General features: G+C 59.3%; 13 protein-coding genes and 2 pseudogenes. 5 read left to right on the forward strand and 10 right to left on the reverse strand.

Annotation, left to right across the window (positions count from 1 at the left end):
- Window positions 1-283 precede the first annotated feature (283 nt).
- From LB568_RS31450 to LB568_RS31470, 5 genes and pseudogenes are all read right to left on the reverse strand, one after another.
- Window positions 284-594, reverse strand: a pseudogene (locus tag LB568_RS31450) (type II toxin-antitoxin system RelE/ParE family toxin).
- A gap of 3 nt (window positions 595-597) precedes the next feature.
- Window positions 598-864, reverse strand: coding sequence for a type II toxin-antitoxin system ParD family antitoxin (locus tag LB568_RS31455; protein ID WP_224732221.1), 267 nt, complete (start codon window positions 862-864; stop codon window positions 598-600).
- Window positions 865-1,509: 645 nt separating this feature from the next.
- On the reverse strand, window positions 1,510-3,294 hold the full coding sequence (locus LB568_RS33745) for a recombinase family protein (RefSeq protein WP_224732222.1): 1,785 nt from the start codon (window positions 3,292-3,294) through the stop codon (window positions 1,510-1,512).
- Complete coding sequence (locus LB568_RS31465; RefSeq protein WP_140571240.1) at window positions 3,291-3,698, reverse strand: hypothetical protein; 408 nt, start codon at window positions 3,696-3,698, stop codon at window positions 3,291-3,293. The genes LB568_RS33745 and LB568_RS31465 overlap by 4 nt, the downstream gene beginning before the upstream one ends.
- Before the next feature lie 165 nt (window positions 3,699-3,863).
- Window positions 3,864-4,481, reverse strand: coding sequence for a hypothetical protein (locus LB568_RS31470; protein WP_224732223.1), 618 nt, complete (start codon window positions 4,479-4,481; stop codon window positions 3,864-3,866).
- A gap of 178 nt (window positions 4,482-4,659) precedes the next feature.
- On the opposite strand from LB568_RS31470, the gene LB568_RS31475 reads away from it, so the two are divergent.
- The 3 genes from LB568_RS31475 (at window position 4,660) to LB568_RS31485 (ending at window position 7,198) form a co-directional block, all read left to right on the forward strand.
- Window positions 4,660-4,905: a transcriptional regulator gene (locus LB568_RS31475; protein WP_140571282.1), complete on the forward strand. Its 246-nt coding sequence runs from the start codon at window positions 4,660-4,662 to the stop codon at window positions 4,903-4,905.
- Between the two features lie 320 nt (window positions 4,906-5,225).
- Window positions 5,226-5,816 carry a sugar transferase gene (locus LB568_RS31480; protein ID WP_412033939.1) on the forward strand — a complete coding sequence of 197 codons (591 nt, stop codon included), beginning with the start codon at window positions 5,226-5,228 and terminating at the stop codon, window positions 5,814-5,816.
- A gap of 677 nt (window positions 5,817-6,493) precedes the next feature.
- The gene (locus tag LB568_RS31485) at window positions 6,494-7,198 is read left to right on the forward strand and encodes a hypothetical protein (RefSeq protein WP_140571242.1); all 705 of its coding nucleotides are present in this window, start codon (window positions 6,494-6,496) and stop codon (window positions 7,196-7,198) included.
- A 1,139-nt stretch (window positions 7,199-8,337) separates the two neighbouring features.
- On the opposite strand, the pseudogene LB568_RS31490 reads toward LB568_RS31485, so the two are convergent.
- Window positions 8,338-9,103: pseudogene (locus LB568_RS31490) on the reverse strand (IS5 family transposase).
- Window positions 9,104-9,188: 85 nt separating this feature from the next.
- Between LB568_RS31490 and LB568_RS31495 the strand changes: the two are divergent.
- The gene (locus LB568_RS31495) at window positions 9,189-9,578 is read left to right on the forward strand and encodes a hypothetical protein (protein WP_224732224.1); all 390 of its coding nucleotides are present in this window, start codon (window positions 9,189-9,191) and stop codon (window positions 9,576-9,578) included.
- Here the strand turns inward: LB568_RS31495 and LB568_RS31500 are convergent.
- From LB568_RS31500 to LB568_RS31510, 3 genes are all read right to left on the reverse strand, one after another.
- Window positions 9,568-10,008: a MucR family transcriptional regulator gene (locus LB568_RS31500; protein ID WP_140576877.1), complete on the reverse strand. Its 441-nt coding sequence runs from the start codon at window positions 10,006-10,008 to the stop codon at window positions 9,568-9,570. The genes LB568_RS31495 and LB568_RS31500 overlap by 11 nt on opposite strands.
- A gap of 38 nt (window positions 10,009-10,046) precedes the next feature.
- Complete coding sequence (locus LB568_RS31505; protein ID WP_140576876.1) at window positions 10,047-10,277, reverse strand: hypothetical protein; 231 nt, start codon at window positions 10,275-10,277, stop codon at window positions 10,047-10,049.
- 586 nt (window positions 10,278-10,863) lie between these two features.
- A complete protein-coding gene (locus tag LB568_RS31510) occupies window positions 10,864-12,210 on the reverse strand; it encodes a lipopolysaccharide biosynthesis protein (protein WP_140576874.1) in 1,347 nt (448 codons plus the stop codon).
- 446 nt (window positions 12,211-12,656) lie between these two features.
- Between LB568_RS31510 and LB568_RS31515 the strand changes: the two genes are divergently transcribed.
- Complete coding sequence (locus LB568_RS31515; protein WP_140576872.1) at window positions 12,657-13,172, forward strand: heme-degrading domain-containing protein; 516 nt, start codon at window positions 12,657-12,659, stop codon at window positions 13,170-13,172.
- Between the two features lie 5 nt (window positions 13,173-13,177).
- On the opposite strand, the gene LB568_RS31520 is transcribed toward LB568_RS31515, so the two are convergent.
- On the reverse strand, window positions 13,178-14,056 hold the full coding sequence (locus LB568_RS31520) for a glycosyltransferase (RefSeq protein ID WP_181180455.1): 879 nt from the start codon (window positions 14,054-14,056) through the stop codon (window positions 13,178-13,180).
- Window positions 14,057-14,137 lie beyond the last annotated feature (81 nt).

The raw sequence follows: 14,137 nt of genomic DNA on the forward strand, positions 1-14,137 counted from the left end.
AACTTCTTCGTCGCCAGCGGCGAGCCGCCCTCGTTGGTGAGGCGTATATAGTCGCCACCCAATCAAACTGTCAACACCGATCTCAGATGTTTTTTCGATTTCTCGCGGAGATATCCACCGAGCCGAAATTCGTAAGTTGGCTTGGCTGAACAGGGGCGGCGTTTCGCGGCCGCTCATTCCCGCCGAAACTTTCCGTCGCCCCGGTCCCGGGGGCGCAGCGTTGGCCTGAGAATCGCCTGTCCGTTTGGCGAATGCCGACCGCCGTGCCCGTCTGGGCAGCGCTTTAGAGCCGGCCTTCCAGCAATTCAGGCGTGATATTGCGGCCGGCGTAAAAAATGCCCAGGATCAGCACCTGTTCGCCCTCGATCGCGAAAGCGATGCTGACGGCGCGGCGGTAGCCGATGATCCGCAGCCAGGCATGATTTCGAGCCGCTCGGTGCCGCGCTGTGGAAAAGTCGACAAGCCCAGGCAATGATCGCGGATGCCGACAACGAAATTCCAGGCGATCGCGGGTGACGCACGTTCGGCTATGTCGTCATAGAGCTGTTCGAGCTCAGCTTCCGCTCCGGGGTGGAAGACGATCTGATACTCCATCCCCTACTTGGCTTTCGCCTGCCTCGCACGATGACGCGCCTCCAGCCGGGAGAAGACCGCATCCGCGGGAACACCCTTCGCCGGATCCTGTTGAAGTTCGGCCAGGCGCCCCGGGATTTCCTCCCGCAGCCATTTCTCCCGCTCCGCCTCGAAGTCCTCGAGCATACGCAGGCCGGCGCGGACGACTTCGCTGGCGTTGTTGTACCGGCCTGATTCGAGTTGCTTCCTGATGAAGCTCTCGTAATGGTCATTCAAAGCGTAATTGGGCATCGCAACCTCCTGGGAAAATATGGGGGCATACGATGGATATGGCAATAGATATCAACTGTTGGCACTTCTATCCGATTCGAGCCCTTCATCGGCGACGTGATTCGCCTCAGTGACTTGATCCTCTCAAACACAGGATCGCATCGCTGATTCGGCATCATCGAGAACGCGGCCAGGCGACACCAGCGAGATCGAGGGTTGGCGCGTGAAACCGATGGGCAGCCCGTGGGCGCGAATACCTAAGCCGGCTGGACTCCAAGCCCAACCGACTAACCTCATGTCGCATCGGCCGCGACCACGCGCCGATCAGCAATCCTCGTCGGCCGACGCGCCAAAAGCAAAAAAGCCCGGCGCGATGGACGAGCCGGGCTTGAAATATTTAATACGGAGAGAGAAGCCTGATCCTGCGGTCGAGTGCTTGAGTTGTGTTCGGCGTTGGCTTGCCTTGTTACCGGCCACTGATTCGGAGCGAATCGCTGGCGCCGCCGGCAAGCCGGCCTGCCCACTTGGAGTTTGGCGGGCGGTTTTGGTTGGGGAGGATGATTTGCGGTTTGTCCCGGGTTTGGCTTTGCCTCGAAGCGAGCATCTGCTGGAGGTTAGGCTCGAGCGGCCGCCTGAATGCGAACGGCCCGCATTGATGCGGGCCGTTTAAGTTTGGTTGCGGGGAGGATGATTTGACTTTTTGTCCCGCGGCGTCGGCTTTGCGCGCGTGCGGACCCTGGAGCGGAGAGATGGCCACCGTCGGCTGGATACAAAAGCAGCCCGGACTTTGCCGGGCTGTTTTTGTATTTGGTTGCGGGGACCCGCGCCCCGTTTTGTCATAACATCGTCAGACCCTCGGTTTTGGTCGGGTTTGGCGAGTTCGAGGATGCCGAACAGCTCGCCGCGTAGCTCCGCGTGGACCTCGCCGCGCTTGTCGCCGGGGGTGAGGACGATCTGTCCGATCAACGAGCGCAACGCCTCGGCGGCTTGGCGACCGTCCTCGTGGTGGGCAAGCACTCGCGTGAACTGCTCGACCCGCTTCTTATAAAGAGTGGCGATGTTCGGATGCAGGTCGGGCACGTCAGTGGGCGCCACTGCCACACGCGCTGCGATCTCCGCCTTCTGCCTCTCCAGGTCTTCCATTCTTGCTTTCATCGAAGGTTGGTACAGGCCATCCTCGATCGCGGCCATCATGCCGGCGATGGCGCGCTCGATCTTGTCGAGTGCCTTGCGGTCCTGTTCGCCCTGCGCGCGACGCTCCTGGTTGAGGCGGTTCGTCTCCTGGGCATAGGCTCTGATCGCCTCGGCCACGGCATCGGCCGAGACAAGCCTTTCCTTCAGGCCTGCGAGGACGCGCTGCTCGATCTTTTCGCGGGTGATGGTACGGCCATTGTCGCAGATCCCGCGGCGCTGGTGGTTGAGGCAGGCATAGCGGTCTCGTGTAAACAGGCCGTAGCGCCCGCCGCAGCAGCCGCACGTAAGCAAGCCCGACAGGAGGGAGACCGGTCGCTTCATGGTGTGCAGTTTCCTCGCCCGCGCCTTGCGCGTGGCGATGGCCACCGCCTCGAACTGGCTGGCGATGGATTTCTGTCTCTCCTTCACGGCCTGCCACAATTCATCCCCGACGATCCTGAGATGCGGCACCTCGGTGCGGATCCATTTGGCTGGCGGATTCGCCCGCGACACGCGTCTGCCAGTCGCAGGATCCTTGACGAAATGCAGGCGGTTCCAAACCAGCATCCCGGTATAGAGCTCATTGTTGATGACGCCGGTGCCCCGGATGACATGCCCGCGCACGCTGGTATCGCCCCAATGTCGGCCGAGCGGACCTGGAACGCCCTCCTTGTTCAAGTCGACGGCGATCGCCTTGGGGCTTTTGCCGGCGGCGAATTCGCGGAAGATGCGGCGCACGATGGTCGCTTCCTCCGGCACGACCTCGCGGTCGCCACGGACGGGCTCGCCTGCGGCATCAAGTTTCTTCACCACCCGGTAGCCGTAGCAAAGCCCGCCCCCGGCCTTGCCTTTCTCTACCCTCCCCCGCAGGCCGCGATGGGTTTTGAGGGCAAGGTCCTTGAGGAACAGGGCATTCATCGTGCCCTTGAGGCCGACATGCAGTTCACTGATCTCCCCCTCGGCCAAGGTGACGATGGCAGTGCCGGCGAATTTGAGATGCTTGAAGAGGGTGGCGACATCTGCCTGGTCGCGGCTGATGCGGTCGAGCGCCTCGGCCAGCACCACCTCGAAGCGGCCGCGCTGGGCATCGCGTACCAGATGCTGGATGCCCGGCCGCAGCACCGTGCTGGCGCCCGAGATCGCGGCATCCTCATAGGTTCCCGCAACGCTCCAGCCCTCGCGCGCCGCCTGCTCATGGCACAGCCTTAACTGGTCCTCAATGGAGGCATCCCGCTGGCTGTCGGAAGAATAGCGGGCATAGAGTGCGACACGGGTCACGGCGGCAGATCCTCTCTCTTGTTTGCAGGGGGTTTACCATCCGGCTCCCTGCCCTCTCCCTTTCGGCGGCCCGGCCGATTGTCGTTGGCTGCCCGCCTCGCCTCGAATGCCTCCCGCGCCATCTGCCGGCCGATCAGCCGGGCGATATCCAGCACAACCCTATCCAGCTTGGCCACCGCCATGTTGTCAGGGCCACCCTCGGGGCCGACGAGGTCGCCGTTGTCGTTGGCCGGGACCAAAGCCTGCGGCCCAGTGCTGGTTTCCTTTGCCATCGCGGTCGCTCTCCCAATGGTGGATCGACCCGCCATCAGAGTCCTCCGGACGGCGAAGAAAAGCACGAAGTTCATGTCGTAGAGCCACAGCGTGCAATGACTTGCGTCGTGCGGTTTCGTCTCAATCGTCAAGGTTGGGCTTCGGTCGGCAAGTGGAAACGTCCTGATGCTGACATCCAGACCATCAGTGAGATGGCGAACCTGGCAATCTGTGTGCCCGTCTCTCGATATCGTGGGCTGTTGATTTCCAATATCGCCTACGAGTTGCAAACCTGAAGATACATTTCAGAGGGTGAGTCAGAAGAGCGCTACATCGCGACGATATCCCGCCGCGGCTTCCTCTTCCAACGCCGCGACCAGCTGGACTGCGGACTCCCAGTGCTTGGCCACATCGCTCCGTGTCCTTTCCCGGCTCCGGCGGGCAACCGGCAAATCTCCCGCGATCGCCTTCAAGTCAAGGAGCACGGAAGCTATGTGCGGCCACGGAAAATCGGTAGGGTCGCCAATATCTCGATCAGCGCCGACAATCATTTCCAACTTGGCGACAATCCCGGCGAGCGACGTAGCAGCGACTTCGGGAATCGAATCTTGAAGCGTAAGAGCTTCGGTCATCGCAAAGACCTCGGCCTCCCGCGCAACCGCGTACTCCTGGGGATCGCTAAGAGTACCCGCTGTTCGATCTTGAGCTTGCATAGGAACATCTGCGGCCAATACCTCGATCCCAGGATCGACCATGATTTGGCTCTCCAGCCGCTGCTGCACGCGGCATAGCAGCAATGAGGCATATCGAGCTCGTTGCCATTCGCCCCAAAGGCTCAAAGCGGAATCTGTGGCTTGGGACCCCGTCCTCTCGAACTCATCGCGTTGCTGGCCGATGACGAAAGGCAAAGTCGTGGTATTGTCGGAATCAGTCATGGATCCGAGCTCCCAACAGCTTGGCTGTGGTTAAGCCGGTTGCGTGCAAGCGCACGTCGCCCGGCCATATTCGCGCGACGGCCGATATCAGCAAGGACCAGGGTCGTTGCAAACGGCTGAAGCGGCCAGTCTATCGTGCCCTTTTAACGTACCAGAGATCACTTTGCAATCACATGATCTGAAAGATATCACTGGAGCCCAGATGCGAGCGGCGCGCGCCTTGGTTCGTTGGAGCGCGAAGGATCTGGCCAAAGCTGCAAGCGTGGGCGTGGCGACTGTGAGACGTGCCGAGTCCGACGACGGCATTCCGCCGACGACCTTAGCTAATCGAAAAGCGATCCGTAGCGCGCTGGAAGCGGCAGGCATCGAGTTTATTGCCGAGAATGGCGGTGGCCCAGGCGTAAGGCTTGCACGTCGATTTTGATTTTGGGCGACGTAGGTTGTCGGCGTGAAGCGAGAGCTGTCGTCTACTGCCGGGAGCAGTGCGCCCATAATATTCGTCTGGCCGAGTTTACGCGCACCCGGCACCGCTATACTGCTGGCACCATGAGGGGCGGGTACCCAGTATCGAAAGAAAATTCTTGCATTCTTGCGGTAGCGTGTTGGACAGGGAAGCCTTGCTCTAGACAAAGGGACAGGACGACTGGCTAACATACCGGCCGGATGACATCGGCATGGCAGCTTCTGGGGGCATAATTGCGTCTACAACCAAGGACGCTGGTGCACAGCATCGTCGGCAGTACGATGATGGCAAAGCGAGTTCTCGATGTGGCAGTCGCTGCTCCAATGCTAGTAATGACGGCGCCCGTGCTAATCGTCGTGATGCTGGCGATCCGGGCGACGTCTGCCGGCCCTGCTATCTTCTCGCAAATCCGCGTCGGCCAGGATGGCATTCTTTTTGCCTGCCACAAACTGCGCACGATGCATAAGGAAACGCCGTCATTGCCCACCCACGAGGCGTCTGCCAGTTCAGTCACCGCGATCGGCAAGGCGCTGCGGGCGACCAAGATCGACGAATTGCCGCAGCTCTGGAATGTGCTCAAGGGTGAGATGAGCCTTGTCGGGCCGCGTCCATGCCTGCCGACGCAGACCGAATTGATCGAACGGCGCAGAGAACTGGGCGTGCTCGCTTTGCTTCCCGGAATCACCGGGCTCGCGCAGATCAAGGGGATCGACATGTCGGAACCAGCACTCTGCGCCGAGACCGATGCAGCCTACGTCAAAGAGTCGGTCTCCATCGGTTTGGACCTCAAAATATTGCTGGGTACATTCCACCCACATAAACGACGCGGCCTGTCGGAGGGGAATTTGGCGCGGCCGCTGCGCAAGACGTGAACCTGCCAGCGCCGGACGCAGACGGCAGCGTGGACGACGACGCAGTGTCTCACACGCCATCCCATCGCCGTCCCGGTCCAGCTTTCCGCCCCACTAGCAGTTCGGCAGATAGGTCGTCGCAGGAACTGATCTGCTTAAACGTCCGCCGCGGCTCGCACGAATAACCGCTCTGCGCGACCAGCTTGCGGCTTATGCCGAGCGGCTGGGTCTTCGGCGCCGTGCCATCAGAACGACTCGCGCCACTCCCACGGCGCGTCGAATTTGCTAACCCATAGGGCGAGCTTGGCCACTTTCGCTCTCGCCTGTTGCGACGCATAGGCGCCATTGCTGTAGCGCGGCCAATCGGGCGCCTGGCCATGCTCGACTATTCAGGCCGGCAAGCTGGCAAAGTCGGCGCCGGCCGTTTACAATTGGATATAGCGATCCCAGGTGACGGACGTGCGCTTCACCGCCTCGAGGCGGCCAGGAACCTGTCCGGCGCTTCCGCCGATCGCCGGCCGCACGGATGTTCGAAGCCCTTGCCGCAATATTGCTTGCTCTCTGGCGCGTTGATACTGTTGATCCGCCGCCCATGGACTTAGTTCGAAGCAGCAGGTGCGAGCCAATTTGGAGGAAGTTGCGCGGTTCTTGAACATGGACGCTTGCATTCCTCTTGGCTGGTGGTAAACGCAATCACAATGCCACAACTTTTCGTGATCGCCTTTGTTGGTCGTCAGGGGTCGAGCTTTCTGCAAGGATTGCTCAACTCTCATCCTGACGCATCTTGCGCGGGCGAGTTGTTCTCGCCGGCGGCGTCAAGGCGAGGCATTAAGGCTTTCCTTAAAGGGGAGCCGCAGCCGTTCGTTCACAGCGGCGAGTCAAATGTGGCCAGATATCTCGACATCCATGTCCACCGGCTGAGAGGCCGGGCAGTTGGCTTCAAGCTGCCGCTTTATTCGATGCAGGAACACCCGGGCATCTTCCCGGCTCTTAAAGAGCACGACTACAAGGTCGTGCTGGTCACACGCGAAAACCTTTTAGATCAGTTTATCTCCATGCGCCTGGCTCAGATCAACAACGCTTGGCGTTCTGACTTAGGCGAATTCAAAACACGAAGCTTTGCCGCAGACCCCCTGGAAGCACAGGAGCGCTTCATCCAGTGGGAGGAGGAGAACGCGGCAACCGCTGCAGCCGTGGCCGGAATGGAAGCGTTGCCCGTGACCTACGAGCAGATCAGCAGCAGCTTGCCGCGAGTCCTAGACTTCTTGGGTCTTCCGCTTGCCGAGACAAAAAGTCCATTCCAGCGGCAACGCACTTGGAGCCGTGCTGCTGCCTTGGAAAACTTCGATGATATGGCGGCGTATTTCTCATCGACGAGATGGGGCGGCTTTTTCGAAGCTTAATGCTTATCCTAGAGCAGTTCAGGGCCATGATGCTCCGGCGCCGTGCCGATCGAATGGCCTTCAATTGACGAGCACGAAGACCCGCTAAGGAGGACCATCTTTTCGATCCGTGGCTCTCCCCGCCCATAAAGTGGGAAATCGACAAGATGAGGTGGCGCCACCGGCGTCCATTATAATGTCCATGACCGGCCTCCCTGCGGCTGTCAGGAGCTCTGCGAACAAAATAAGAACAAGAGCCTCTTGACCGGAGACGTTCCTCATTTCAGGGGGATGCCGAGCAACCCGCGAAGTGGCCGAGAGGCACCTCCTGGACCCTGATGCATGCCGATGACGCCGGTCAGGTAGCGGGCATCCTTAGCGGCCGCTGCAATGTCACGCGCGACTATAAGCCGATTGAGTTACGGGAGGTTATCGGCAACGTCACGATCGACGATGTGCGGGAGAAGGTCCGCTGCCCAGCAGTGCGGCAGCCGGAGTGAATGGACGCCGAGCGATTACATCAGCGCCTCTTGCAATCCGATGGGAGAAACGGGTGATCCGGCGCGGCGAATTTGGCAGCGGTAGCGGCCCGGCTCAAAGACAGGGCGTACCGTCACTGCGGGCGGGCCCGGTGACTCCGAAGGTGCCGCTGGCGGACAAAGCCGACGTAAAACAGCCGCGTGAGCCAGCCCGCAAGGGGCGGATACATTTCGCTCCATTAGACGAGTTGAATAAAGGTCCCATGTCGGATAACCTGTATCTATTGTTTGCGTGGGGGCACGCCGATGACTGATCAGCCGATAAGACAACGGCGCTATGGGAGCAGGCTGGCTTCTTCCGTAGTTGAAGCCGCCGAGCAGATAGCGGTCGGGCTGATAATATTAGCGTTTTATCCGGTTCTGGCCTTTATTGCACTGCAGGCAAGGCACCGAAATCGGCCACGTGGCACGAAGGCCAGCCGTAGAGTGTCAGGGGATGAGTTTTCCTAATTGCCCGGCATCCAGATCGCCATCAGGTATTGTGCGCCGCGAAGATTTTCTCCGCTTCGCCGGGCGCCATCTCGCCTAGACTGAGATCGTCTGCGCGCCCAGGTTCATCAAGCGCTTTTGGGCGCAACCGCAAATCCATCGCTAGCAACGCTGACGCAGACCAAGGCTAGGCTAGGTCGTAGACTCATTACTGCGTAGCCAGATGCGGATGGCAACAAGCTTAAGGGCTGCGAGGTAGTTCTCAGCGAGCTTGTCATAGCGTGTGGCTATGCGGCGAAACTGCTTGGCCTTGTTGAAGAAGCGTTCTACGAGGTTGCGCGCCTTGTAGAGGAAGGGGCTGAAGCAGATAGACTCCTTGCGGTTGGCCTTTGGTGGGATATTGGCCCATGCCTTGCGCTCGGTGACGGCGATACGCAGTGCGTTGGCATCGTAGCCTTTGTCGGCCAACAGCATGGCGCCTTCGGGCAAGTCGGCGATCATGTCCGGTGCGATGCGATGTCGCTCTTCTGGCCTGCCGTGAGCATCAACCGGATCGGCCTGCCTTCGGCATCGACAAGCGCGTGAATCTTGGTTGTTAGACCGCCTCTGGAGCGGCCGAGACAATGATCTCGATCCCCCTTTTTGCTGTCGCGCCCTGTTGATGGACGCGAACAACGGAGGTGTCGATCATCTGCACCCGGCCGTCATGAGCCTTGGTGATAACGTCCATGAGACGATCCCACACGCCTGCTTTGCGCCAACGGTTGAAGCGATTGTAGATCGTCGTGGGCGGACCATACCGTGCAGGCAAGTCAGCCCAGCGCGCACCTGAACGCAGCACCCAGAAGATGCCGTTCAGGACGCGCCGATCGTCAACACGCGGCACGCCGCGCACCTTGTTGGGCAGATGCGGTTGGATCGCGCGCCACTCGAAGTCAGTCAGATCATATCGGCTCATGCCGACGCTGTCAGATATTCGAGGCTTGCGAAAGAGAAAATCGCAACTGTTTGACAGGACTAACCTCCCATCGCAGACTCCGTCCGTGAGCGAGCCCTGGGTCAACATCGTCGCGACGTTCCATCAAAAGCAAGGCATCGGGGATGATGCGTTCCGCGCAGCGGTTGCTGGAGTAGAGCGAGTTGCTATTCTGATCGCCGAAGGGCCGCTCAAGCCCGCCTTGTTCGGCTGGACCTCTATGCACGATCTATGCGTCCAACAAACCGATGTATCTCCGTATTCCGGAGCCTATCTTCGCATTTCGCCGCTGCTTTCCGGCCTAATCGAGTTTCGCTACATCGACACCGCAGTCGCCCGCCGACAATGGAATCGGCTCGTGCCGGCTGACGCCGCACCCGATCAGTTTACAGCCTTCCTCCGTCAACTGCGCTGGGCGGCGTTCCAAACGCCCGCTGGTAATGAGTTTACGGCCTAGCCCTTCCGCTTCGCCTTCTTCGCCGGTTAGCCGTAACCTTCCTGCCCAACCCGCTCGCCATCGCCAGCGCCGACCGCTGGGCTGCGTAGTTCGGCGCCACCATCGGATAGTCGCGAGCCAAACCCCACTTTTCGCGGTACTCGTCGGCGGTCAGACCGTAGTGCACGCCAAGATGGAGCTTCAGCGATTTGAACCATCCCCGAGACAGATGATGTCGTCGGGGGAACACCGAGCGCTTCGGATTGACGGCGGGCGTCAGGGCCGGCGTCTCTGGCGCGCCCGGTCCTCCGATCTTTGAAAGCGACGAATTCGCGCTTGCGATCAGTTCCAGGAGAGACGCAATCTGCACCGCGTTTTTTGTGACGAAGGCAGACACGATCTCTGCAGTGAGCTCGATCAACTTTCGGTTATTCGCAATCTCTTTTGACATGCAGTATCTCCGGCGTGGCGACAAATAGCTGAAGTCTCTCAGCCGGTTTTCGGAGAATTTCCACCAGACCAATCAACCACCATCACCGACTGCAGCGACAGTGTCCGAGCCGATCTCCCAATCTCGTTGACCTGATCAAGCGCAGGGTGCCGGCGCTCTCTAGACAGCAGCGGCTGCTTGTGAACCTGCGCCAGCGCCGTGCATCCAGAGGTCACGCAGAACACGTCCGCAGTTCCGTCGCCGCCCTTATCGGCGATGACAGACACCATGAAATGCACCCTGTTGGCGAACAGGTTATCTTTGATGTGGCACCAGTTGGCCCGGTCAGGCCATCCTGCGCGACAGCACGGGCTGCGAGCAGGCTATCGAGCGTCACCTATCCCGTTGGATAGCGCGCCGTCCGAATCCCGAACGTCAGCCAGCGCGTCATCGGGCCGCTGGCGCAACGCTTCAACTCCGCCAGATCGGCATCAGCGCCGTTCCAGGAAATGCAGTCTGGCTGCTGTTCCTGTTAAATGCAGGGCACGAATATTTGAGATCCGAAGTTGGTGGCCACGCCTGCGGACTAGCGTAGCGCCTAAACGCGCCCTGCCTAACCAATCTAGCACTTGGAGTCTCGCAATCGCACTGACAGGCGCTCCCGCCAAAACGCTTTGACTTGTAAGTTGGTTAAAGGCCCGATAACGTTCTCCGGGGTTTAGAGATGTTCTGGGTCATACTGGGCTTTTTCGTTGCGGGTAGCATGTTGATCGTTCTCATGGCGGCCTTAAGCCAGCTCGGAGACGAACCCGGCGCTCATCGATTTGGCAAGCCGCCGTCCGACGATGAAGGCCGTCGGTGACGAAGCCACATAGCTCAGGCGCTCGAATGCGGCACAGGTTCTGTTCGCCAGAGCGCGCAGATCGTAGCGTCGAGCCGGAATCGATCTTTTGCCCGCTTCGCAAATAGATAGACCTGGAGCACATTGCATACGGCAGCGGCAGAGGCCAGCCAAAAAGGCCCGCCAACCAGAATTCCAAGGCTACATAGAGCGACAGTTGCTGTCCCAGTTACGAGAGTGAGCCGGAAGGCGAACTTTTCGTCTCCAAGCACCATCAACAAAATTCCCGAAGAGCCACCTAGTACATGTCCAAGCTGGCCCGCTCCCAAAATTAGAGCAATCCAAAGAGAGTTTTCATAGTGCGGGTTCCAAAGGTAAACCAGCGTGTAACCGACAGTTGCGAGGCCGGAATACATTAGAAAGGTAAGTAAGGTGGCCACCGAAACCAGGAGCCGGAGCGCCTTTTGGATTCCTGCCCGATCGTCAAGTGTCCAGAGGTGAACCGCTGAGGGCGCAAAGGCCGAATTGGCAATGCTCAGCGGCATTATCAATACTGTCGAAATTCGCAGGGCGATGCCGTATTGCGCGATCTCTTGCAAACTGCTGAACAGCGTCAATAGGATCATGTCCACTTGGGAAAGCCCGAACAGCACGAGCGTAGTCGCTAGGTTGGGAAGCGTCCGTCGGACGATCGCTACCGCACCGATGGGTTCGTAAGCCTGTTGGCTCCAACGCCGACACGAGGACGAAATGCTGAAGGCTCCCACGCCAGCGGCAATCGCATATCCAGCGAGACTGCAAAGGAGCACCTGATCCAAGTTTGGTTGAAACCGGGTGGTCAGAGCAAACGCAAGAAACAGGGCAACGACGGTGCTTGGAAAGGCCATAAGAAAGGCCGAACTCCTGATCGCATGAATTGCCCTAAGCAGTTCGACTTGGACCGCCCCGAGTCCGGCGCAAGGGATCTGCAATGCAACTATCGCCAAGACACCGCGCCACACACTTGCGTGTTCTCCCAACGGAAGCCACGGGGCTGCGAACCAAAATGCGCACGCGATCCCGAGCCCACAAACACCTACAATCGCCTGGATCCTCACAATGACGTCGCGCGCGCGGCCGAAATCGCCTTGGGCTGCAGCAGCAGATACAAGCGCCGGCGCCGTGAACGTGAGGCCCATCATCGCCAGAATCGCGAATCCAGACGTGAGGACCTGCGCAATAAAGTAGAGTCCAACCTTGTCCGGCGGCAAGGCGAGCGGAAGAAGAAGGGAACTGCCTAAGCCGGCGGCGAGTATTACAATTCGGCCGGCGGCCGCCGCACCGCTGGCTTTCAGCATGGAAGGCAGCTTTGCTCTTCTGAGCACGCCAGAGAATTCGGTCATTGTCCAGCGCTCACAACGCAGCCAAAGGGCGTTCCAGGATTCGAGACGAATGCGCGAACCGACAAGCAACGCCACACAGATCGCGCTGGATTGCCGATGAAGTGGCGTTCGGACGAGCAATCACCGGATCAAAAACCTTGCCCATTCTGTCTGGAGCGAAACTTTGCGCAAATTGAGGAACTCCAGCGAGCGAGCTAGCCATGATCCATCGACCAGCCCTCGTAGGTAACATGGAGGTCGGGCAGAGTCTCTAGCATCCGCGTGTTCGGCCGCGAACCGATCGATCGTGGCTGAACCGCAATCGGACCTCGATCGCGCTAGTGCGAAAATGGTTGCAGGCCTATGTGTTTTACCCTGTTGTTCGCAGTGGGCACCTGGTTTGCGCCGAGAGGCGTCGAACTGCGACTTGCCAATTAGAAAAGAATCTACAGTTGGAGGCATGAAGCTTGGAGACGAGTGGGGCAGACGCATCAAGGGTTGTTGACATTAAGAAAATCGCTGAGCAGGAGGCAGCGCTCATTTTTGAGCAATTCGACGAAACCACTGCATTCGAGATTGGAGACTCCATCCGCACTAACGGCCTTGCCGGAAAACAGGCAGTCGTGGTGGACATCCGGCTTTGGGATCGGCAATTGTTTCTTGCCGCACTTCCCGGTTCGTCTGCCATCACCGCGGAATGGGCCAGGCGCAAGTTAAACAGCGTACGGATGTTTCATAAGAGCAGTTATCGCCTGGCCCTCGAGCAACGGCGCGAGGATAGGACGTTCCCGCCGGGATACGGGCTGAATCCGGGCGATTACGTATCAGCCGGGGGTGCATTTCCGATTCGCATCAAGGCAGCGGGCGTCATCGGCGCTCTTGCTGTCTCAGGGCTCAGTGAACGAGCCGACCACGAAACAGCTGTAGCCGCCCTCTGTGCGCATCTGGGCAAAGACGAAAGGGCGCTGGCGTTAGATCCGTAACCGCTTCATTTCAGGCCACCGGACAGCCCTGCAATTAGAAGGATGTGCTTCAGGGCCTTCAATGATGCCAGTGTCGGCGGGTGGAGGGCGGCTGAGCCGAGTCGGCGCAAAGCGACCCTTGTTCGACCCGACCGTCCGTGAATGGCTGCAGAGAGCAGATTTGCGTTAGCCCTAGTCTCGCGCTCCCATCTTCGGATATCATCGGGCAAATCGCTCCGCTGGAAGAACCCATCGACCATAAGCTGTGGCTCTTCACCTCTCTCGAATGGAACAGCTCGATAAGTCGTCGACGCACCGTGCATCCGAAATTCGGCGAGCACCTCCGGCAGGTGGTAGAAGCTGCCCTCCAGCCCCATGCGAAGAAAGAAATCTAAATCGGGAATTTGACGCAGGTCCGAACGCCAGCTTCCGGCCTTGATGTAGGCGGTGCGCCGGAAGAGGGCGCCGGGGCCGGGCAGGCAATGAAGTTGCGCGTATAGTGCACGACGTGAGTAATCTGGTGGACGAAGCGTCGATCGGGGAACAGAGCGTTCGTCTATTATATCAAAATCGGGGTAAACTAGGACTACATCGGGACGGGCAGTCAGTTCCTGGACACACCTCCGGACCGCAGCAGGGCGGAGGCGATCATCTGCGCTGACATACCCCAGCAGTTCTCCTGAGCTCATCGCCCATCCCTTGGTCATGGCTGCACTCTGCCCGGCGTTGGCCTGACGATGCAACTTTACCTTGGCGCCGAAGCTGCTCACGACAGCACTGGTGTCGTCTGTGGATCCGTCATCAATGACGGTGATTTCCAGGTCAGGGTAATCCTGGGCCAACAGGCTTTCGATAGTTTCACCGATATAATTGGTGGCGTTGTAAGCCGGAACTACCAAGGACACACACGGCGTCCTACCTGAATTTCCAAGTTGACTCATTTTGACGGATTGCTTTTTGCTGATTTGTTGTTGGGTGTCGAAAGA

Source organism: Mesorhizobium sp. B263B2A (assembly GCF_020165775.1).
GTDB classification, from domain to species: Bacteria; Pseudomonadota; Alphaproteobacteria; order Rhizobiales; family Rhizobiaceae; genus Mesorhizobium; species Mesorhizobium opportunistum.